Source organism: Dethiosulfatibacter aminovorans DSM 17477 (assembly GCF_900142005.1).
Classification (GTDB): Bacteria; Bacillota; Clostridia; order Tissierellales; family Dethiosulfatibacteraceae; genus Dethiosulfatibacter; species Dethiosulfatibacter aminovorans.
In genome coordinates, this window is the sequence record NZ_FQZL01000008.1 from 68,610 (window position 1) to 90,398 (window position 21,789).

19 protein-coding genes and 1 pseudogene are annotated in these 21,789 nt (G+C 39.5%); all 20 read left to right on the forward strand.

Features of this window, described 5'->3' with window-relative positions; all coding sequences use genetic code 11:
- Positions 1–146: 146 nt before the first annotated feature.
- The 20 genes and pseudogenes from BUB05_RS06630 to BUB05_RS06730 all read left to right on the forward strand — a co-directional run bounded on the left by BUB05_RS06630 (position 147) and on the right by BUB05_RS06730 (position 21,769).
- Positions 147–839, forward strand: coding sequence for a Crp/Fnr family transcriptional regulator (locus BUB05_RS06630; RefSeq protein WP_073048809.1), 693 nt, complete (start codon positions 147–149; stop codon positions 837–839).
- 329 nt (positions 840–1,168) lie between these two features.
- Positions 1,169–1,591, forward strand: a complete 423-nt coding sequence (locus BUB05_RS06635; protein WP_073048810.1) for a MarR family winged helix-turn-helix transcriptional regulator — start codon at positions 1,169–1,171, stop codon at positions 1,589–1,591.
- Positions 1,592–1,600: 9 nt separating this feature from the next.
- Entirely contained in the window at positions 1,601–3,328 is a 1,728-nt protein-coding gene (locus BUB05_RS06640; RefSeq protein ID WP_073048811.1) for an ABC transporter ATP-binding protein, read from the forward strand.
- Positions 3,325–5,202, forward strand: a complete 1,878-nt coding sequence (locus BUB05_RS06645) for an ABC transporter ATP-binding protein (protein WP_073048812.1) — start codon at positions 3,325–3,327, stop codon at positions 5,200–5,202. Before BUB05_RS06640 ends, BUB05_RS06645 begins: the two co-directional genes overlap by 4 nt.
- Before the next feature lie 137 nt (positions 5,203–5,339).
- Positions 5,340–6,728 carry a sigma-54 interaction domain-containing protein gene (locus BUB05_RS06650; protein ID WP_073048813.1) on the forward strand — a complete coding sequence of 463 codons (1,389 nt, stop codon included), beginning with the start codon at positions 5,340–5,342 and terminating at the stop codon, positions 6,726–6,728.
- Between the two features lie 479 nt (positions 6,729–7,207).
- A complete protein-coding gene (gene nhaC / locus BUB05_RS06655) occupies positions 7,208–8,632 on the forward strand; it encodes a Na+/H+ antiporter NhaC (protein WP_073048814.1) in 1,425 nt (474 codons plus the stop codon).
- A 67-nt stretch (positions 8,633–8,699) separates the two neighbouring features.
- Positions 8,700–9,368, forward strand: coding sequence for a cobalamin B12-binding domain-containing protein (locus BUB05_RS06660; protein WP_073048815.1), 669 nt, complete (start codon positions 8,700–8,702; stop codon positions 9,366–9,368).
- A pseudogene (gene mtbB / locus BUB05_RS06665) lies at positions 9,369–10,790 on the forward strand ([dimethylamine--corrinoid protein] Co-methyltransferase). It abuts the gene before it with no gap.
- A 171-nt stretch (positions 10,791–10,961) separates the two neighbouring features.
- Positions 10,962–11,804, forward strand: coding sequence for a pyrrolysine--tRNA(Pyl) ligase large subunit (pylSc, locus tag BUB05_RS06675; protein ID WP_073048817.1), 843 nt, complete (start codon positions 10,962–10,964; stop codon positions 11,802–11,804).
- A 15-nt stretch (positions 11,805–11,819) separates the two neighbouring features.
- Entirely contained in the window at positions 11,820–12,623 is an 804-nt protein-coding gene (pylD, locus tag BUB05_RS06680) for a 3-methylornithyl-N6-L-lysine dehydrogenase PylD (protein ID WP_073048818.1), read from the forward strand.
- A gap of 101 nt (positions 12,624–12,724) precedes the next feature.
- A complete protein-coding gene (pylB, locus tag BUB05_RS06685) occupies positions 12,725–13,786 on the forward strand; it encodes a methylornithine synthase PylB (protein WP_073048819.1) in 1,062 nt (353 codons plus the stop codon).
- Positions 13,779–14,915 (forward strand): 3-methylornithine--L-lysine ligase PylC, encoded by a 1,137-nt coding sequence (gene pylC, locus BUB05_RS06690; protein WP_073048820.1) that lies wholly within the window; start codon positions 13,779–13,781, stop codon positions 14,913–14,915. Before pylB ends, pylC begins: the two co-directional genes overlap by 8 nt.
- Positions 14,916–14,997: 82 nt before the next feature.
- Positions 14,998–15,336, forward strand: a complete 339-nt coding sequence (gene pylSn, locus BUB05_RS06695) for a pyrrolysine--tRNA(Pyl) ligase small subunit (RefSeq protein WP_073048821.1) — start codon at positions 14,998–15,000, stop codon at positions 15,334–15,336.
- 66 nt (positions 15,337–15,402) lie between these two features.
- Positions 15,403–15,702 (forward strand): hypothetical protein, encoded by a 300-nt coding sequence (locus tag BUB05_RS06700; protein WP_073048822.1) that lies wholly within the window; start codon positions 15,403–15,405, stop codon positions 15,700–15,702.
- A gap of 5 nt (positions 15,703–15,707) precedes the next feature.
- A complete protein-coding gene (locus BUB05_RS06705) occupies positions 15,708–16,472 on the forward strand; it encodes a helix-turn-helix transcriptional regulator (RefSeq protein WP_073048823.1) in 765 nt (254 codons plus the stop codon).
- Between the two features lie 80 nt (positions 16,473–16,552).
- Positions 16,553–17,701 carry an amidohydrolase family protein gene (locus BUB05_RS06710; protein ID WP_073048824.1) on the forward strand — a complete coding sequence of 383 codons (1,149 nt, stop codon included), beginning with the start codon at positions 16,553–16,555 and terminating at the stop codon, positions 17,699–17,701.
- 141 nt (positions 17,702–17,842) lie between these two features.
- Entirely contained in the window at positions 17,843–19,000 is a 1,158-nt protein-coding gene (locus tag BUB05_RS06715) for a M20 family metallopeptidase (RefSeq protein WP_073048825.1), read from the forward strand.
- A gap of 112 nt (positions 19,001–19,112) precedes the next feature.
- Positions 19,113–19,805 carry a response regulator transcription factor gene (locus tag BUB05_RS06720; protein ID WP_073048826.1) on the forward strand — a complete coding sequence of 231 codons (693 nt, stop codon included), beginning with the start codon at positions 19,113–19,115 and terminating at the stop codon, positions 19,803–19,805.
- Between the two features lie 3 nt (positions 19,806–19,808).
- Positions 19,809–21,179 (forward strand): sensor histidine kinase, encoded by a 1,371-nt coding sequence (locus BUB05_RS06725; RefSeq protein ID WP_073048827.1) that lies wholly within the window; start codon positions 19,809–19,811, stop codon positions 21,177–21,179.
- A 344-nt stretch (positions 21,180–21,523) separates the two neighbouring features.
- The gene (locus tag BUB05_RS06730; RefSeq protein WP_139257950.1) at positions 21,524–21,769 is read left to right on the forward strand and encodes a hypothetical protein; all 246 of its coding nucleotides are present in this window, start codon (positions 21,524–21,526) and stop codon (positions 21,767–21,769) included.
- The last annotated feature ends 20 nt before the right edge of the window (positions 21,770–21,789 follow it).

The window sequence follows — 21,789 nt, forward strand, 5'->3', positions numbered from 1 at the left end:
AATTAGCACGAAACTTGTTCTAAGATAAAATGTCATTATTATTCTTTTAGTCATAACAAGATATTTATATTGTTTTCCTGATTTGAGTATATTATAATGTGACCAAAGAATCTGTAACATACGTTACGGAAATGGAGTTGGTATTAATGTATGAAGAGTGGGTAGATGTATTGCATAAAACCGATTTATTCAGAAACATAAACAAGGAAGAGCTTCTTGTAATGCTTCACTGTCTAAGTCCTAGAATAAGAAAATACGATAAAAATGAAATAGTCTCAATAGAAGGTCATGATATAGATGGCATAGGGGTTGTTCTATCGGGAGCACTTACCATATCAAAGGATAATTTTGACGGTTCCAGGGTAATAATCAACAAGTTGGATTCGGGCGACATGTTTGGAGAAATTGCAGCCTTTTCGGAAAGGAGACTTTGGCCGGCTACGGTACAGGCCCAGGGAGAGTGTCATGTGATGTTCATGCCTCCGGAAAAGATTGTTGGCTCCTGTCAAAATGCATGTCTCAGCCATAAGCTCCTTATTATGAATATGCTGAAAATCGTATCCAACAAGGCAATGAACCTTAATAGGAAGATTGAATATCTGTCCATAAAAAGCATCAGGGAAAAAATATGCAAATTCCTTATGGAACAGTACAAGAAGCAGCAAAGCACAACCCTGCATCTCAATATGAACAGGAATGAGATGGCAGATTTTCTCAACGTAACTAGACCTTCATTGTCCAGGGAAATGTCCTTCATGAAGGATGAAGGAATAATCGACTACTACAGGTCATCCATAAAAATCCTCGATCTCGACAAATTAGGCGAGTGCTTGAGTTAAAACTTCCATTTATATCTGATCAAGAGGAAGTTGAGCACCAAACAAGGCGAAGTTTATTACTTCGTCTTTTTTATAATTCAAGAAAGGTGAATGCGTACATTCCATTGAAACGTTGGCATTATCCGATTAAGGAAACTTTCTTTCGCTACTATACCGCTTCGACCTGGTTAACGAAGCATAGATGCGTTCTTGCGGTACATGACGTTCAATATATTTTAAGGACTTGAGGTCTTGGAAATTATATTTGCTTGGAGAATAGTTATGATGTATAATGGTTATGAAACATAATGGTTATAAAGAACAACTAAAAAGGGTGTGAAATAAAATACATGGACAAGTTGAAAATAGTTGAAAATATCCAGGATACCATGCCTGTAATACACAAGAAAATACTGGTTGGAATATCCATGGAAGGATTGACAAAGCATCAGACAAGGCTACTCATGATGGTCAGGAAATTTGAAGGACGTCCCATGAAGTTTTACGGCAACAAGATGATGATGAACAAGTCGAATTTTTCAAATCTGGTGGAGTCCCTCATAGTGGAGGAGCTTGTTGAAAGAAAGAAATCCCAGGAGGACAGGAGGGTCGTCAAACTCTTTATCACAGATAAGGGCAGGGATATCTGCAGCACACACAGGACAAAGATAAAGAAATTTCTTCTCGAAAAGATGGATGCACTGACCGAGGAGGAGCTTGAGACACTGGAAGAGAGCTTTGAAAACATCAAAAGGATTTTGGAGAAGATATAAGGAGAACATATGATTAAACTATTTAAAGGAATGAAAAAATACAAGTTCCAGGTAGTCCTTGTTTTTGTGTTTACATTCATGAAGGTTCTTGCGGAGCTCATGCTTCCCACCCTTATGGCAGACATAGTGAATATTGGAATCAGGAATGAGGACATAGCTTTCATAATGAAGACAGGTGTTGTAATGCTGGGGATAGCCCTGGCGGGCACAGGTTCTGATATTTTAAAGGCATACCTGTCGGCAAGGGTGAGCATGTCTTTTGTGACGGACTTGAGAAGGAAGCTTTTCACCAAGGTACAGTCTCTGTCTCCCGGTGAATTCGACGAGACGGGAACATCATCACTCATAACAAGAACTACAAACGATGTAACCCAGATTCAGAACCTTTCCATTATGGGCTTAAGGATGATGATAAGGGCTCCTCTCATGGCAATAGGTGGAGTCATCATGGCCGTATCGAAAAACCCGGGACTTTCTACCCTGATTCTTACAGTTGTTCTAGTACTGGCGGCGCTGATAGGAATTGTGGCATCCATAACAATCCCGCTTTTCAAAAAGATGCAGACGAAGGTTGACAACCTTAACAGGGTGTTGAGGGAACGCTTGACAGGCATCAGGGTTATAAGAGCCTTCAACAGGACAGCATATGAACGTGACAGATTTACTGAAGCCAATGGAGATCTTACGGATAATGCACTTAAGGTCAACCGGATAATGGCATCCATGTTCCCCATGATCATTCTCCTGATGAATTTCACTACTATTGCCATTGTATGGAGGGGTGCAGGAAGCATAGACGTTGGAATACTGGAAATAGGCGATATGATGGCATTTATCCAGTATGCAACAATGATACTGTTTGCGTTGGTAATGATGACCATGATGTTTACAATGATACCAAGAGCATCGGCATCCGCTGTCAGAATAAACGAGATACTTGACATGGAGACGGCAATAACGGATCCTGATGATGCAAAAACACCTGATGAAAAAAGAGGACTTCTGGAATTCAGGAATGTTTGCTTCAAGTATGAAGGAGCGGAAGAGAATGCCCTGGAGAACATATCATTCAAGGCAATGCCCGGCGAGGTTACGGGCATAATAGGGTCCACCGGGTCGGGTAAATCCACCCTTATAAATATGATACCGAGATTTTTCGATCCTTGCGATGGAAGCATATTTGTGGACGGGACGGACATAAGGGAAATGACACAAAGAGACCTGAGAAACAGGATTGGACTTGTACCGCAGAAGGCGGTCTTGTTTACAGGATCCGTAAGGGACAACATAATATTTGGAGACAAGACAATCGATGAAGACAGGTTAATGGTGTCTGCAGCTGTTTCCCAGTCAGAGGAATTCATTGATACATTGAGTGACGGGTACAATTTCCAGATATCCCAGGGAGGTACAAACCTGTCAGGAGGCCAGAAACAGAGACTTTCAATAGCGAGGGCACTGGCTGGAAGAAAGGAGATATACATCTTCGACGACAGCTTTTCAGCTCTTGACTTCAAGACCGATGCTGCTTTGAGAAGGGCTCTTAAGAAGGATACCGAGGATTCTACGGTTATCATTGTAACCCAGAGGGTCAATACCATAATGGATGCAGACAATATAATAGTACTTGAAAAAGGAAGGCTTGCAGGAATGGGAAAACACAGGGAACTTATGAAGGATAATCAAGTCTACAGGGATATTGTCCTTTCCCAGATGTCAGAGGAGGAATCGGCATGAGCACACAAAGGGAAAAAAGAGAAAACAGACCCCAGTACATGCAGAGTAGAGGCCCCGGAAGAAGGGGGCACAACCTTGCAATACCTGTAGAGAAGGCAAAGGACTTCAAGGGTACTCTGAGAAGGCTTTTAATCTATCTCAAACCCCACAGGATAAAATTGATTCTTGCACTGCTTCTGGCTTCAGCGGGAACCATATTCAATATTTTCGGTCCCAAGGTACTTGGAATGGCAACTGACAGCATATACGACACTGTAAAGGCCAGGCTGGGAGGGAGCGAAGCCGCCATGGATTACGGATATTTGACAAGGATTCTGCTTGTCCTCGTCGGTCTCTACATGGCATACTCCATCTTCAGTTATTTGACTCAGTACCTTATGGTGGGGATATCTCAGAAAACGGTATACAATCTGAGGGAGGAAGTGAGCAGAAAGCTTGAAAAACTTCCTCTGAAATATTATGATTCCAATACCCACGGTGAGATTCTCAGCAGGGTGACAAACGATATCGACAATATAAGCAATACCTTGCAGCAGAGTCTTAACCAGATACTGACATCTCTGGTGTCCCTTGTCGGAATAATTGTTATGATGTTGACAATCAGTACTATGTTGACTCTTGTGACCCTTGTTACTCTTCCCTTGAGCATGCTCATAACAAGGCAGGTTGCAAAGAGGTCTCAAAAGTACTTCAAGGAGCAGCAGAAGGTTCTTGGAAATCTCAACGGTCACATTGAGGAGATGTATACGGGACACAAGATAGTAAAGGCTTTCAATTATGAAAAAGATTCGGAAATAAAATTTGACGGATTGAATGAAAGACTTTGTGAAGTTGGTATAAGAGCACAGTTCATATCCGGTATCATAATGCCGTTGATGATATTTGTAGGCAACATAGGATATGTAATAGTCTGCGCCGCAGGAAGCTTTCTTGTAACGAGAAATATGATGACGCTTGGTGGAATACAGGCCTTCATCCAGTATTCAAGACAGTTTTCCCATCCAATAGTACAGATAGCAAACATAGCAAATATTATACAATCCACCATAGCTTCAGCTGAAAGGGTTTTCGAGATTCTTGATGAAGAAGAGGAAGTGGAGGAGAATAATTCTGAGATTGACGCAAGAAGCGTATCTGGCGGAGTTTCCTTTGAAAGCATAAGCTTCAGCTATAAAAAGGATTCCGAGCTTATCAAAAACCTGAACATTGATGTGAAGCCGGGACAGACCGTGGCAATAGTAGGTCCGACAGGAGCAGGTAAGACAACCCTTGTGAACCTTCTAATGAGATTCTATGAAATAGACGGTGGGAACATAAGGATAGACGGAAGGGACATTACGGACTATACGAGAGGCAGCTTGAGGAGCGTATTCGGCATGGTCCTACAGGACACCTGGCTCTTCAAGGGAACCATAAGGGACAATATAGCATATGGAAGGTTGGATGCTACCGATGAAGATATTGTAGAGGCTGCGCAGGCAGCCAATGCAGACCACTTCATAAGAACCTTGCCCCTTGGATACGACACAGTCCTCAATGAGGAGGCTGACAATATATCACAGGGACAGAAGCAGCTTATTACAATTGCAAGGGCCATACTTGCGGATCCTCAGATACTTATTCTTGACGAGGCAACGAGTTCCGTAGATACAAGGACTGAGAAATGCATTCAGAAGGCTACTGAAAAGCTGATGGAGGGAAGGACGAATTTCGTTATAGCGCACAGGCTTTCCACAATTATCGATTCGGATATAATACTGGTTATGAATGACGGTGATATAATCGAAAAGGGCAGCCACAAGGAGCTCATTGAAAAAGGCGGCTTCTATGCGGATCTGTACAACAGCCAGTTTGCAATGAACAAGGCTGGGTAAAGGACAAGTGTTGTTTCAGAAAACTCATAAAAATTCTTTTTAAAAGACGGATATCTTGATAGAATATTAATATTGGCGTCTTACATGGTGTAAATTAAGCATAAAACAGTAAATTTGGATTTCTAAGGAGTGATTAAATGGAAGAATTAGACCGAAAGCTGCTTCTTGATATAGTTCTGAACAATCTCGACAAGGGCATGGCAATCATAAATCGAAACGGGGAGTTCATATACTATAACAGGAAAATAGCAGAGCTTGAAGGTTTTGAACCGGAGGAGGTTCTTGGCCATCATCTTCAGGAGATGTTTCCGACTGATGAAAGTTCCATGCTGAATGTACTTGAAAACGGTATTCCAATATATAACAGTCTGCAAGAATATATTAATAAAAATGGCAAAAAAATCTTTTCCATGGTAACAGATGTTCCAATAATCTCTGAAGGCGAAATTGAGGGTGTAGTTGAATTTGTTCATGATATCGATCAGATTAAGCAAATATATCAAGCAATCCAAAGCTTTGAAAAATCTATAGATTCAGTAAAAAGAACAAAAAATGATGGGATGAAAAAACTCCATGAATTCAAGGACTACAAGACACTGAATTTTGAATTGTTGGAGCTGTTAAAGAAAATTGAAAAACTGTCTTTATCCAGATCCAATGTTTTAATATATGGTGAAACCGGTACTGGGAAGGAGATTATAGCTCAGAGTATCCATACTTCAAGTGAAAGGAAAAATAAACCTTTTGTTGCTCAAAACTGTGCTGCAATTCCAGAAACACTCTTGGAGTCAATACTTTTTGGGACAGTAAAGGGAAGTTTTACCGGATCTATTGAGAGAAAAGGCCTGTTTGAAAAGGCTGATGGAGGTACATTGCTCCTTGACGAGTTGAATTCCATGCCTATGCATCTTCAATCAAAATTGCTTAGAGTAATACAGGAAGGATACATCAGACGTGTTGGCGGCAGTAGTGAAATAAAAGTTGATGTAAGAGTTGTGGCGACTGTAAATGCAGATCCAAATGTTCTCATTGAAAATTGTAAATTGAGGGAAGACTTGTTTTACAGGCTCAGTATAATATCCATATACGTGCCGCCATTGAGAAGCAGAAGTGAAGACATTGAATATCTTTCAAAGCTTTTTATTGATGCAGAGAATAAATTCAAGAATATGAACTTGAAATTGTCCCATGAAGTGTTGGAGCTTTTCAATACCTACGATTGGAAGGGGAATGTAAGGGAGTTGAAAAATATTATTGAAAGTGCCTGCAACGTTGCAGGTGATGATAAGTATATCAAACTGGAACATTTGCCTTGCTATCTGATTGAAAGATTGAGAAGCAGGAATCTTTTATCCGACGATAATCAGGTTAAGTCATCTTATTCGGATATGGTTGAATCCTTTGAGAAAGGGATTATATCAGAGATGTTGAAGAAAACAGAGGGAAATGTATCAAAAGCATCAAAGCTTTTAAAAATAAAGAGGCAGACTCTTCAGCATAAAATTAAGAAACTTAATATTCGGTAAGGACTAAACGGTAGCTGCCCATATATTTGCATTGAGCAAATATATGGGCAGCTTTTTTGTTATGCCATATAGGTTCATTTTATGGGAAATCTTTGGAAGTGAATTGTCGAAAGTTTCCATACGAGATAATAAGTGCCCATATATGGGCAAATTTCTTTATGGAGATATTAAGTTGCGTTGCTGAAATAATAAAAGTTATAAAAATATAAATCTCGAAGAGGTTGAAAAAACTGGAGATGTAAATAAAAACACAAAAATGTTGAAAAAAATTGTAAATATTTTGTTTTAGGTATGAAACTTGCATTTATCATTTTAAACAAATAGCCATTCTAATAATAAAAAGGAGGATATGAGATATTCGGTTAAAATATCAATAATAAAAGTGCATAAACTAGTAATCAATTTGACATAATGGATATCAAAATTGAGCAGTATAGATTTAAAGAGACTTGATTATTAATATTTTAAGGAGCGAGTTTATGAATTTAACAACAAAAAATGAAAGAAAGCCGTCTTTACTTATTGCAAGCATTCCTTTTTTAAGCATGTTGCTGTTTGTAACAGTAGGTATTATCAAACTTGGTGTTGATCCTCAAATACCTTTGCTTGCAGGGACTGTGGTAGCTACTATTGTTGGAAAGTATCTGGGTTATTCATGGAAATCAATGGAAAAGTCAATAATCGATTCGATAGGTCTTGTTATGCAGGCTTGCTTGATAATTATGATTATTGGATGTTTGATTGGAGTATGGGTAGCAGGCGGTATTGTACCGGGCATGGTTTATTACGGGCTTAAGATATTTACACCAAAATTCTTCCTTGTAATAGTCGTATTGCTATGTTCCATCGTTTCCATGGCTACAGGAAGTTCATGGACAACTGCTGGAACCATAGGTGTTGCAGCAATGGGTGTAGGATCTGGACTGGGAATTCCGCCTGCAATGACAGCTGGAGCAATAATAAGTGGAGCAATATTTGGAGATAAGATGTCACCTTTGTCAGACAGTACAAATCTGGCGCCTGGGATTGCCGGAGCGGATCTGTTTGACCATATAAGACACATGGTCTATACTACAGGACCAAGTTATATTATTTCAATAATACTGTTCCTGTTTCTGGGATTGAATTATCAGAGTGGACAGGTAGATGCAGGTGCGATAAATGATATATTGGCTACGTTGGAAAGTGAATTCTGGATCAGTCCGTTATTGCTGATAGCTCCAGTGTTTGTAATTGCCATGGTTGTTTTGAGAATACCTGCAATTCCGGGAATGATAGGTGGAACTTTTGTAGGAATTATCTTCTCAGCCATACAAGGACTTGGATTCAGGGACATATTATCCGTGTTGCACTATGGATATGAAATAACCACACAAAACGAACTGGTCAATACACTTCTTAACAGAGGTGGTCTTGATTCAATGATGTGGACAATTTCTCTAGTAATATGTGCATTGTCATTTGGAGGAGTCATTGAAAGAACGGGGTGCCTTGAAACCATAATTACAGTAATAATGAAATTCTGTAAAAGCAGAGGGTCAATCATTCTCTCGAATATTCTGGTTTGCATATCCATGAACTTTATTGCAGCAGATCAATACATGGCAATAGTAATACCGGGTAAGATGTACAAGCCAATATACAAGAGACTTAATTTGAAGCCCAAGAACCTTTCAAGAGTATTGGAGGACTCAGGGACTTTGACTTCACCGCTGGTGCCTTGGTCCACCTGTGGAGCGTTTTATTTTGCAACGCTTGGAGTGCATGCCTTTGACTATCTTCCATTTACGTTCCTGGCGCTTATCAATCCCATAGTTTCAATCATTTATGGATTCACAGGAATAACAATGGAAGAATTTGAAACAGCTGCAGAAACAGAGGGCAGCAATATTACTAATGTATAAATCATCATTCAAAAAATGATTTATAAATAGAATCGGCTTATTTGTTAATGATGTAATGGAGGTACATATGAACAAGGAAAATATATTCAGCATGGCAAGTGAATCTGTTATAAATTCAGATGACAAGCTTGCATTAGAGGCTTTGGAGATGGCCAAAAGTAAAAATATTGATTTGATGGAACTGCTCAGCGGCGGTTTCAGTGCAGGCATCAGGGAAATGGGGGAAAAATATGCAAGTGGTGAAGTGTTTGTTCCGGAACTTCTTATGGCAGCCAGGATTATGAAAATAATCACAGCCGAAATTGAAGAGTTGATGGAAACTTCGGATATGCCTAAAAAGGCTAAACTGGTAATAGGTACTGTAAAAGGAGATGTACATGATATTGGCAAGGGTATAGTCTGTTCAATTGTGAAAAGCAATGGGATTGAAGTTTACGATCTGGGAAGAGAGGTTCCTCCTCAAACTTTCATAGACAAGGCGGAAGAAGTAGGTGCTGATTTCATCGGCAGTAGTGCCTTGTTAACGACAACAATGGTTAATCAAAAGGAAATCGAGAGGCTTCTTGTTGAACAGGGACTGAAGGACAAGTACAAGACTCTTGTCGGAGGTGCTCCGGCTACAAAGAGATGGGCTGAAAAGATTGGTGCATATGCATATTGTGAGGATGCGTCAGATACTGTTGAAACTATACTTAAATGGGTTAATGAAAGAGAAGCATTAAAGGAGATGGTGTAATTGGCGGAAGAGAAAAAATTTAGAACCAGTATGGGTGATGGATTTATCGTCCATATGACTGAAGAAGAAATAAGAAGCGATATTGATGCCGGTGTTGCCGATGCAGTGAAGAGAGGAAAAATAAGTCCTTTGACAGAAGAAGAGAAGAATCATCTCTACAACATAATCATTATGCCAGGCAAGGTAGTGGGAGTCGAGCCAGGCAGGGAAGTCGTTTCGACTAATGATTCGGGCTCGTATAAAGTGAGTTCAAAATGCATGATATCAATTAGAAGAGATGAGCAGGCTGCAATAGCTGAAAGAGTGTGGGGGTGTGACTCCATAGACATAGGAAATACTGACTATAATTATAAGACAGTGAAAGGTATAGCGGACAGGGAAGCCAGTACAATGAGAATGGCGCTCCAGAAGACTACAATGCCCCTTTTCTATGGTGCAATGGCAAATCTGGGCTTTTATACAAAGCCGGACGGTCCTGTCGAAAACTGGTCAATGCTGCTTCCGGATGGAAGAATTGAAGAAGCTATGGAAGCGCAAGAAGAGGCAATTGAGCATTCGGTACGAGATATAGTGTTTGTTGCAGAACAAATATATAATGCTGGAGGAGACGGAATAAACCTTGATACTACAGGCGCGGCTGGTGATGCTGATTTTCTTGCAGCTCTGAAAGCCACTGAAATCATTAAGAAGGAATACCCGGATCTTGCCGTGGAAATAGGAATGGCAGGGGAATTTGTCCTGGGAATGCATGGAAAACTTGAATATGATGGAAAGAGACTGGCAGGCATGTATACGCATGATCAGGTAAAAGCCGTTGAAAAAGCAGGAGCTTCTATTTTTGGTGCAGTTGTCAATACAAATTGCAACAAGTCGTTCCCTTGGAATATTGGGAGGGTCTGTACATTCATTAAAGCATGTACTGATGTTGCAGAAATTCCTGTACATGCAAATGTAGGCATGGGCGTGTGTGGAATTCCAATGAATGAAATACTACACACGGATATAGTTTCAAAAACCGATAAAGCGTTAATAGAAATTTGTAAGATAGACGGGTTGTAGATAGGCGTAGGCGATCCTTTAGCTCAAGAAGCAAATCATTCAATTGCATCATGCATGGGTGGTGTTCGTACTGCAGGAGATCTTGTTTTACGTATGCAAATGACCCATAAGATGAAAATTGATGATGCGAAAAATTACATAGCTGACAAGTTGGGAGTTAATCTGGAGCAATTGAGTGATGCGGTATATATGTCCGAATTGAGAGATGATTTGGGAATAGGTACTCAGGAACCTTTTGTAACAGATGCCAACTATGGAATGGAAGCAAAATTCAATATATCTGAAAAACTTGGATTGAAAATTAATTCGGTTGAAAGATTCAAGGAAAGAGCAGGAATCAAAAAAGCTGAATTGATGGTTTAATTTAATATGGCTTCAGGCAGTTTGTCTCATGTTTTGCATAGGTGTGCATATCGTATTCAAACTGTCTGGAGCATATGAATTAAAGCTGTGATTTTAATAATCATATTTCTAAAGAATTTGCTTCCATAGACAGATTCTGTAGAAATATGATTATTTTTTTGGAGGGATAATATGTCTGAAAAATTCACCGTATCTCAGGTACAGAGACTCAAGGAGTTAGATGCACCAAATGAACTTTTTGATTCATCATTCGAATCAAAGAAGGAAAGGGACGAAGAATTTAAAATCAATGAAAAGCAGCTTGCAAGGAAGAATAGGGAGCTTATATTGAACCTGTTGGAAAAAGAAAGAGTGCCTAAGGTTTGTCGGATAGAAGACCAGCTTGTTGAATGGCTGACGGGAAATGAAAGATTTACAAGGGTAACGACACCAGTGATAATATCATCAGGAATGCTGGATAAAATGACTATAGATTCTGATCATCCTCTTCGTTCGCAGGTCTTCTGGCTTGATTCAAAAAAATGTTTAAGGCCTATGCATGCACCGAGTCTGTATACTGTCATGAGGGATCTGTACAAGCTAACTAAACAGCCGGTGAGGATCTTCGAATCAGGTCCCTGTTTTCGAAAGGAAACACAGGGAGCAAACCATATGAATGAATTCACCATGTTGAATCTTGTGGAACTTGCAGGCGTAGAGGAAGGAGAACAGATGGACAGGCTTGTAGCCCTGGCAAAGTCTGCAATGAATGCAATAGGACTTGAAGGATATGAATTGAAAATTGAATCGTCTGAGGTTTATGGCGAGACTCTGGACATAGAATACAATGGTATTGAGCTCGCATCGGGTGCATATGGTCCCCATGTTTTGGATGCAAATTGGGGAATATTCAATACTTGGGTAGGAATAGGCTTTGGACTTGAGAGAATTGCCATGGTCATGTCGGGATACAGCAATATAAAGAGGACGGGAAGGAGCCTGTCGTATATTAATGGTGCCAGATTAAATGTATAAAGGGGGAAGCGAACAATGACTAGGCTGATAGAAGACTGGATTATTGATATAAGGTATAATATGAATTCACTTGAAAATGACCTGAAAATGAAGACGAATATGGGATATGTGGAACTGGCTGCCAAGTCCTGTGGAAATGAAATACAAGGATTTTCAAGATTTGTTGAAAGTGCCAGCATTGCTGTAATCCCTGTTACGACTGGTCAGGGTGTTATAGGTTCTTTTACGGATTCCGTATGTTCAATTCTAAGCTATATGGGTTTTCAAGCATTCATAACGGAAGGAACTGATGTCAATGGGCTGTATGAAGCTTTCATGAAGGGTGTTGATATAGTATTCATGGCTGATGATGACAGGTTCATAGCCATAAACAGAAAAAACGGATCGGTTTCAGACAATATCATTGCCACAGCCAGGGGGTTTGTCGTGGCAGCTGAGGGATTTTGGGGTGGAATTGAAGATAAGGATGTATTGCTTGCAGGTTATGGAAATGTAGGTAAGGAAATGTTTGGAATGATTAAAAGCAAAAAAGCGAAGGTTTTTGTATATGAACAAGATTTGAAAAAGCACGAAAGGATTCTGGAAGAAGGAGGTATTCTAGTGGACAGGGATGAAATTAAAAGATTTAAATATGTCCTTGATGCTACAAATACCGGCAACTGGCTTTCAACGGATCTGATCAAGGATGATGCAGCCATAGTTTCGCCTGGAGTTCCGATATCACTGAATGCTTCATCTTATGAGCTTCATGGGAAAAGGATGATCCATGACTATTTGCCAATAGGAGTGGCTGTCATGGCAGGAATGGTTTACAGATAAATGTCAATATGGGGGGTTGATCGTATTGATCGCGTAGACTCTAAATCTATGTAGCAGGGTGAAACTCCCTGACTCCTCGCCAATAAAATGGAGAGTAGGATATGATGGATAGTAATTTGGATAAGATAATATATAAGGCTCTGGAAGGGGCTGAACTTGAAAAGGAAGAGATTGTAGAATTGTTGCTTCTTGATAAAGAAGACGACCTGAATAAGCTATTCGGAGCTGCCAGAAGAATAAGAAGCAGGGAGTTTGGAAATAAAATATTTTTATATGGATTTGTTTATTTTTCGAACTATTGTAGAAACGGATGCAGTTTTTGCTATTCCAGAAAATCAAACGAAATTGAACGATACAGGAAGAACACTGAAGATATAATGGATATTGCTGTGAAGCTGAAGGAAGCAGGAGTGAACCTTATAGATCTGACCATGGGAGAAGATCCATATTATCACAGCAGCGGTTTTGAAGATGTTCTTGAAGCGGTTGTCAGGACAAAAAAAGAGATGGATATTCCACTGATGATATCACCGGGAGTTGTTGAATATGACTTGATTGACAGATTCAAGTCTAGTGGTGTCGAATGGTATGCCTTGTATCAGGAAACCCACAATAGAAGACTGTTCAAGGACCTGAGAAAAAATCAGAATTATGATAAGCGGATGGATACTAAGCTTTATGCCAAAAATATAGGCATGCTCCTTGAAGAGGGCATCATGGTAGGTGTAGGTGAAAAGATTGAGGACATAGCAGATTCGATACTGGAAATGAAAAGCATGAAAGCAGATCAGGTACGGGTCATGACCTTTGTGCCGCAGGAGGGAATACCGCTTCAAGCATCTGCTGAAAATGATGAATATCTTGAGCTCAAGACCATAGCTGTATTGAGACTTGTATGTCAGAAATCTCTGATTCCTGCATCCCTGGACATTGAAGGAATAGATGGATTGAAACCAAGAATCGATTCAGGTGCAAATGTAATAACTTCAATAATCCCACCGAGCGAAGGTCTTCATGGTGTCGCCCAGAGCTGCAAGGATATTGACGATGGCAACAGAAGTGTAGTGACTGTGGAAAAAATTCTTGATTCAATGGGATTGAAGGCTGCAACAAATATGGAATACAAAGAACATATAGATCAAAGGATGGTTCAGCATGTATAGCCTGGCCATAATCGGAGGTAAGCTTCAGGGAGTAGAAGCTGCCTACCTGGCTGGGAAAGCGGGCATTAGAACCATGCTTGTCGATAAGAATCCATATGCTCCGGCCAGGAATCTATGTGATGAATTCCTGTGTATGGATGTTCTTGAAATGGATGAAATGCTGATTGAAAGGCTGAAGGAGGCGGACATTGTTCTTCCGGCGATTGAGAATTGTGATGTCCTGGAAAAATTGAGGTGCCTGTCTGAAGAAGAGGAGATAATCATGGCTTTTGACTTTGAAGCTTTTGCCGTAACGGCTTCAAAAAAATCTTCAGATAGACTGTTTCATAAATATGACATACCTTCGCCAAAATACTATCCTCACTGCAAGGCTCCTTATATAGTCAAGCCTTCGTCCGGGAGTGGAAGTTCAGGAGTGAAGTTTGTCGGGAACGAAATAGAACTTTCAGAAATTTTAGAACAGTATAGCAAAAGTGATGAACTGATAGTTCAGGAATTTTTGGCTGGAAAATCCTATTCCATCGAAATAATCGGCAAGCCTGGATTTTACAAGACCTATGAAATTACCGAAATAATCGTAGATGAATCCTATGACTGCAAAAGAGTCACTGCGCCTTGTTACATACCTGAAACGCAGAAGGAACAGTTAAGGAATATTGCCGCCGGAATTGCTGAAAGGATTGGATTGAAGGGGGTAATGGATGTTGAGGTTATAGATGATGGCGGGATTATGAAAGTTTTGGAAATTGATGCCAGAATTCCAAGCCAGACTCCAACCGTCGTATATCATTGCACTGGTGTGAACCTTGTCGAGGAACTCTTTCATCTCTTCCTTACAGGTGATCTGAGTGATGCAAAGGGAGGCAGGTACAAGAATGTCTCATATGAACACATCTTGGTTGAGAAAAACAATGCGAGCATTCTTGGAGAGCATATTATGGGAGAATGTGAGTATTTGGAACATATCTTTGGTCTTTTCGGGTCCGATGAGGTATTGACGGACTATAGGAAAAGCAGTGAATGTTGGAGAGGAACTTTCATAAATGTTGGTGATGATATTGAGGAAGTTGAGAGCAAAAGAAAACGTGTAAGGAAAAATATATACAGGGAGGAAGACCTGAGGGTTTGAATTACTCTGACGTAACGACTGTAACGTCAGATAAATCGAAGGACTCGATGTCCTGAGGATCTCAATCGGGTTTAATAATAAAATGGCGGTAGAGATTAAGCGGTATTATAGAAAGCATGTGGATTTTTTTGACTTGCTGCAGAAAGTCAAATTATGGCCATCCAGGAACGGTACCTTGCATGGGATAAAGAAAATGCAGATAAAAGGAGATTATGCTGAAATAACCACTCATTGCAATGAAAAATTTATAGTTAAAAGATCAAAAAATTCTCATTCTGCCAGATGGTTAAGGAATAAGTGGTACAGGCAAACCTGCAAGAAATGCAGAATTCCTGATTGGAAGCTGGAAAAATATTCAACGACTTGCTTCAATCAAAACTTCGGGAAGGATTTGAGCAGAAAGAATTACAATGGCATTTAGACGAAGATGCAAGGCTTGGTTTTCGGCATATTTTTGGTATAATAAAAATAAAGCCTGGAGATAGTTATGAGTATTGATGATTTTTGTTATTCTGACAATATGAAAATACTGAGATTTATTGACGAGATGATTGTCGAACCTGCAGATTTCAGGTGCAAGGTTCTTGATCTTTTTTCGGATATATTCAACTATGATAAAACCACGTTCTGGCTGATTGACGATTCAAAGGATATACATTCGCCTTTAGTCAAGAATTTGGATGATGAAGCCATTGACAAGTACATGGAAGGTTACTACAGGGATGATTTTTTTCATCCTGAAAATATGAACAAGAATCTGGTGTTGAAAAAAACGTTCTACTTTTAGAGGATGTGATATCGAGAGAAAAGTATGAAAATTCAGGATACTATTGCGATTTTCTTTCAAATTACAATATCTACAATGAAATAGGAGTTTTTTTCACTGAGAAGGACAAGTTGATTGGTGGAATGGCATTGCTCAGATCAAGGGAAGAACGACCGTATACTAGAAAAGATGCCATGATTCTTGAGTTCTTATCAAAGCATATATTGACATATTTGAACAAAAACAAAGAGTTGATTCAAAAGGACCTTATGAACAATATATTGATGAATTTCACCAAAGACAGCAGGGACGGGTTGATTGTAATTGATGAAAAATCAAATCCTATATTTGTCAACGAAGCTTCATATGAGATACTTGATGAGATTTTTGGTGAAAACAAGAATATTAAATTCCTGCTAGGATATCTTGACTGCAATTATCCAAATTGGAAAAGAGGACTTTCGGTTGAGTTGGTATCCAGAGATATGTCCAGATTTCAATTAAGGACAAGGAGTTTGCCAGGAAGAGAATCATATAATGGCAAAGGTGTTGTTGAATTAAGAATCTTTGAAATTGCTGATAAAAACAAAGCAGGGAATAAATTGATAGGTGTGACAAGACGGGAAAGAGAAGTACTGAATCTCTTGAGTAAGGGATTTAGCAATGAAGAAATATCAGCGGAATTGATTATCAGCATATATACAACAAAAAAGCACATAAGAAATCTTTTTTTCAAGCTTGGTGCAAAGAGCAGGACTGAGTTGATTTGGAAGGCTTTTAACAGAATATAGAAGTACAAAAAAATACTCCTTTTGACTGATTTTAATAATCCTTGAGATGAATTATAATCTGGAAAAAAGGAGGTTTTTTTATGAACAGAATTGATTTGAGAGAATTCAAAACCGTGGATAATCACTGCCATCTGTATCTGCCAAGCAAAGAGGATCAGCCATTCGAGAGGTATTGGAATTTCACATTTGATGATTTCCCGCTGGAGGATTGTAAAAGCATGCTGATTTATAAGTCAGCCATAGGTGAAATGGCAAGACTTTTTGGAATTGACTCCATTGACGACGAGAAATCCGTTATTGAAAAGCGTAATGAAATGTTCAAGAGTAATCCGACAAAATACTGGGAAATGCTTGCTGAAGATGCAAAGATGGACAAACTGATCATTGATACCGGTTATCCTTATGAGCCTGTTCATGGATACTCCATAACTCCAGAAGAATTCATGGATATCAATCCTACGAATGCTCAGCATATCAATTTGAGAATTGAGGTATATTATCATCAGTATGTTGAAGAAGGATTGGCTTTTGAGGAAACAGTGGATAAAACTATGGCTGACCTGGAAAGGGATATAGAAAGATACGACGCAGTGTCTCTAAAATCGGTTGCCGGGTACTTTACAGGCCTTGGATTTGAAGTATTGGAAAAAGAAGAAGCAAAAAAAATGTATTATGAATATCTCAAGGATAAAACCAATAAGGTTGCAGAAAAGGGAGTAAGAGATTATATGCTTCTTATGGGTCTTGAAATCTGTCTGAAACACAACCTTCCAATGCAGATTCATTGTGGATTTGGCAATGGCCCGATTATGGACCTTAGAAGATCGAATCCTCTCATGCTTTTTGACATTATCACACATCCTCACTATGGGAAGGTAAAAAAGGTTATATGTCATTGTGGATATCCATATGTTGCTGAAACCGGCTACCTTGCCAGTCAGTACAAAAATGTATGGGCTGATATTTCGGCAATAACTCCTTTTGCAAGCATTGGAGCAGACTCGAGACTGGTGCAACTATTTGAAATGGCTCCCCTCAATAAGGTTATGTTCGGAACAGATGGACACAACATACCGGAACTTTACTGGTTTGGAACGGTTTATTTCAAGCAAAGGCTTGCAAATGTATTGGATAAACTTGTTGAAGACAATGTAATGTCAGAAAATTATGCTTATAATATTGCCGAAAGAATACTGTCAAAGAATGCAGAGGAGTTCTACAGGCTATAGAAATTAAAATGCTCCTGAACTTCAATTGAAAATGGGTTTAGGAGCATTGTTAATTTGATTCTAGCTTGATCCTGTCAGGTTATATATGATGGAAATAAAACGATTAGAAATCAGAAAATATACTTGCATTGGAGGGTTTTGATGAAGAATGCAATAGAAGTAAAGAACGAAGTATTTGAAATGACGAGAAAGTACAAGGAGCTAATGCAAAAGATAACACAGGATCTTTACGACAATCCTGAATTGGGAGGAAAAGAGTATTTTGCACAGAAGTTAGTCGGTAAAATTCTTGATGAGAATGGTTTTGATGTTGAATACGGAATACTTGATTTTGAGACTGCATTTACTGGTAGATACAGAAATAGTTCTAATGGTGCAAATATAGGTTTGCTGGTAGAGTATGATGCATTGCCGGAGATTGGGCATGGGTGTGGACACAATGCGAGTTGTGCCATAAGTATAGTTTCAGCTGTCATACTTAAGGGTATAATGGATAAATATAACCTGGAGGGAACAATAACCGTGTTTGGGACTCCTGGAGAAGAAACAATATGCAGCAAGGTTAGGATGGCGGAAGAAGGTGTATTTGACAAGCTTGATATTGCCATGATGGTTCATGCTTATGATAAATGGATGATAGACTGCAGGACAATGGCTCTTGATTCAATAGAAATAGTATTTAAAGGAAAGTCGGTTCATGCAGCTGCTGCACCTGAAGATGGTGTTAATGCGCTTGATGCAATAATGCTTACGTTTAGCGGAATTAATTGTTTGAGGCAACATATAAAGGATGGCAGCAGGATTCATGGGATTGTGTGTGATGGTGGCGAAGCACCAAATACAGTTCCTGGATATGGTAGAGCAAGATTTTATACAAGAGCAGAAAAAAGAGATTATCTTGATGTGATTTCTCGGAAGTTGAAAAACTGCGCTGAAGGAGCAGCGATTGCAACAGGATGTAGTTTGGAAATAAATAATTTTGAAACCAGTCTTGATAATATAAAGCCATGTGACAAATTGATGGAGCTATTTGCTGCAAACTTGGCTGAAATACATGATGATTCTGGAATAGACATGTCTCCGATTATGATAGGGTCTACGGATGTCGGTAATGTAAGTCAAATTGTACCTACAATACACCCATTGATGGGACTTGTGAAAAATGGATGTATTCTTCATACAAAAGAATTTGCTGATGAAACTATCAAAGAATATGCATTTGAGAATATTGCGGAAGCTGTTTATGCTGTAACTTGTACAGCTATTGACAGAATAATTGAACCAGATGATATTATATAGATCTAGATTATGTCATTTCGTTTTCAATCATGCGGATATAAAATGATTTTAGATTTGTTTCTATTGTGCTATAATGCTTTTTGAGAAGTGAAATCATATTAAGGATATTATAATGAACAATAAAGAAACCATACTAATCTGCGATGACGATCCTGTAGTCCACGAATCACTGAAGATATATCTGAATAACGAAGGCTTCGAATTCATTTCCATATTCAACGGCGACGATGCCCTTGAGGAACTTGAAAGATCCAACCCTGCCCTTGTTGTTCTGGACATAATGATGCCGGGGAAGAACGGTCTGGAGGTATGCAAGGAAATCAGAAAGACAAGTTCAATACCCATAATCATGCTGACAGCCAAGGGAGAGGAGATTGACAGGATACTTGGACTTGAGCTTGGGGCGGATGATTATATAGTTAAACCCTTTAGTCCAAGGGAAGTGGTGGCCAGGATAAAGGCAGTCAGGAGAAGAGTTGTTGAAAGTTCAGAGGAAGGAAAGTCTTCAACACTTAACTTCGGCAGTCTTGAAATTAGCATAAAGAAATACCAGGTGAAATATGATGGAAAGGTAATCATATCCACTCCCAAGGAAGTTGAAATACTTTATCTCATGGCCTCAAACATAGGCCAGGTATTCTCAAGGGAGCAGATTCTTGACAGGGTCTGGGGATATGACTTCTATGGAGATACGAGAACTGTGGATACCCATATCAGGAGAATAAGGGCTAAGCTTCCTCAGGAAGGAACGAACTGGAGCCTTCAGACTGTTTACGGTGTAGGCTACAAGTTCGAGGTGGAATAGGATATGAAGAATTACATAGTCAAACGAATCACCATACTTATTTCAACTGCAATCTTCATGTCGGCATTTCTGGTGGCATATCTGGAATCGTTGTTATCAAACAATATTTTGCCTGAACTTAGCGATTTCCAGTGTCTTATTGTTTCAATGATAATTGTAATACCATTCGTAGCGGTTCTTTCCCATATGGTCCTCAGGAGAATAGTCAAACCTATAAGGAACGTCATAGCTGCAGGGATTTCCATGATTGAAGGAGATTTTTCCGTGCAGGCGGATGAGACCCTTGAAGGGGAAGTTGGATTGCTAGGGAAGACGTTGAACAAGCTTTCCGTTGAATTCTACAGGAATGTATCCCAGCTCTATATTGAAAAGAACAGGCTGCACCAAGTACTCAACAGCCTTGAAGAAGGTATGATAGCAGTAGATGAAAACAAGACAATCACACATTACAACCAGGTGTTTCTTGACATGTACGGATTGAAAGAAGAGGACGTACTTGGAACGAGTGTCGACCAGGTTGATGCCTTGGACCGGGAACTCAAGGAACTTTCCCAGGCAATAGAAGGGAAATACTCCGTTATGAAGAATGGCGCCAGGGATGAAACGGTATTAAGAATCATAATTGCATCAATAGAAGATGATCACAACATGCCGGCAGGAGCCGTTGTGTTGTTCAGGGATATTACGGAGTTAGAGAAGCTGGAAAACATGAGGAGGGACTATGTGGCGAATGTATCCCATGAGCTGAGGTCTCCTCTTACTTCCATAAGGGGACTCATTGAACCTTTGATGGACTCCATTGTGACGGATGAGGAAGATGTCAAAAGATATTACAAAATCATCTACAAGGAAAGCTTGAGGCTGTCGAGGCTTGTTGATGATATAATGGAATTGTCAAGGCTTCAGACAAGCGATGCAGAAATAAGAAAGTCATCGGTTGATCTGAGTTCCATTATGGAAATGGTTTATGAAAGATACAGGATGATGGATGAAGATATAGAACTCGTCTATGATCCCGTAGAACTGCCGAGGGTATATTCAAACTACGACAGGATCGAGCAGGTTCTTGTCATACTCATTGATAATGCATATAAATTCACTCCAAAAGGAGGAAGGATAGAAATAAGAACTGATGTCAGGGAAGAGGATATACTGGTAACGGTAGAGGATACGGGTAAAGGCATAGCAAAGGGAGACATCGATTTCGTATTCGACAGATTTTATAAAGGAGACAGGTCTAGAACAAAAAAAGGTACAGGTCTGGGACTCTCAATAGCCAGGGAGATAATGGATATTATGGGAGAGGACATAAGCGTCAAAAGCCAGGAAGGCAAGGGAAGTGCCTTTGAATTCACCGTACATAAGGAAATGTGAAATGAATAGAACAAAAAACAAGACTGTGTTGCAGATGGATGCCATTCCATGTGTGATGCAGTTTTTTTCATGACATAGCATAGCTGCTTTGCTTTAGCTTCAGAAATTTGTTTCCTGTTCACAATTGTTCACAATTGCATCATACTGGTGTCATTTTTTATATATATTATTGCTTCAAGAGAAAATTAAGGTTTGGATAGGATATGGACGAAAGACTCGAGCAGACTGAAAAAACTGAATATTCAACAATGGTATTTGTCAGGGCGAAATTAGATTCGGGATGACTGATCAAAAAGGGCAGGGAAATAGCAGAAATCACCGATACGAAGCTGGTTGTGGCAAATGTGCAGAAAAAAAGGCATTGGGGAAAGACATTCTCAAGGGAAATCGACAATATTTTTGCCGTTGCCAGGAAATCGGAAGCTGAGATGATGATATTCTTTTCGGACAGCCCTGCTGAAATACTTAAGGATTGCATTGCAAGAAGCAATGTGAGGCAAATTGTCCTTGATAAGAATGATTATGAAATTATGGACCATGTTGAAGAATTGAGTGAAATGTCTGAAGATGTTGAGGTACATATCCTATAATCTAAGAGAGGAAGAAGCAA

Excerpts from the sequence above, each read along its gene's own strand:
- BUB05_RS06630 (WP_073048809.1), top strand. The coding sequence starts at position 147 with ATGTATGAAGAGTGGGTAGATGTATTGCATAAAACCGATTTATTCAGA.
- BUB05_RS06635 (WP_073048810.1), top strand. The coding sequence starts at position 1,169 with ATGGACAAGTTGAAAATAGTTGAAAATATCCAGGATACCATGCCTGTA.
- BUB05_RS06640 (WP_073048811.1), top strand. The coding sequence starts at position 1,601 with ATGATTAAACTATTTAAAGGAATGAAAAAATACAAGTTCCAGGTAGTC.
- BUB05_RS06645 (WP_073048812.1), top strand. The coding sequence starts at position 3,325 with ATGAGCACACAAAGGGAAAAAAGAGAAAACAGACCCCAGTACATGCAG.
- BUB05_RS06650 (WP_073048813.1), top strand. The coding sequence starts at position 5,340 with ATGGAAGAATTAGACCGAAAGCTGCTTCTTGATATAGTTCTGAACAAT.
- nhaC (WP_073048814.1), top strand. The coding sequence starts at position 7,208 with ATGAATTTAACAACAAAAAATGAAAGAAAGCCGTCTTTACTTATTGCA.
- BUB05_RS06660 (WP_073048815.1), top strand. The coding sequence starts at position 8,700 with ATGAACAAGGAAAATATATTCAGCATGGCAAGTGAATCTGTTATAAAT.
- pylSc (WP_073048817.1), top strand. The coding sequence starts at position 10,962 with ATGTCTGAAAAATTCACCGTATCTCAGGTACAGAGACTCAAGGAGTTA.
- pylD (WP_073048818.1), top strand. The coding sequence starts at position 11,820 with ATGACTAGGCTGATAGAAGACTGGATTATTGATATAAGGTATAATATG.
- pylB (WP_073048819.1), top strand. The coding sequence starts at position 12,725 with ATGATGGATAGTAATTTGGATAAGATAATATATAAGGCTCTGGAAGGG.
- pylC (WP_073048820.1), top strand. The coding sequence starts at position 13,779 with ATGTATAGCCTGGCCATAATCGGAGGTAAGCTTCAGGGAGTAGAAGCT.
- pylSn (WP_073048821.1), top strand. The coding sequence starts at position 14,998 with ATGGCGGTAGAGATTAAGCGGTATTATAGAAAGCATGTGGATTTTTTT.
- BUB05_RS06700 (WP_073048822.1), top strand. The coding sequence starts at position 15,403 with ATGAGTATTGATGATTTTTGTTATTCTGACAATATGAAAATACTGAGA.
- BUB05_RS06710 (WP_073048824.1), top strand. The coding sequence starts at position 16,553 with ATGAACAGAATTGATTTGAGAGAATTCAAAACCGTGGATAATCACTGC.
- BUB05_RS06715 (WP_073048825.1), top strand. The coding sequence starts at position 17,843 with ATGAAGAATGCAATAGAAGTAAAGAACGAAGTATTTGAAATGACGAGA.
- BUB05_RS06720 (WP_073048826.1), top strand. The coding sequence starts at position 19,113 with ATGAACAATAAAGAAACCATACTAATCTGCGATGACGATCCTGTAGTC.
- BUB05_RS06725 (WP_073048827.1), top strand. The coding sequence starts at position 19,809 with ATGAAGAATTACATAGTCAAACGAATCACCATACTTATTTCAACTGCA.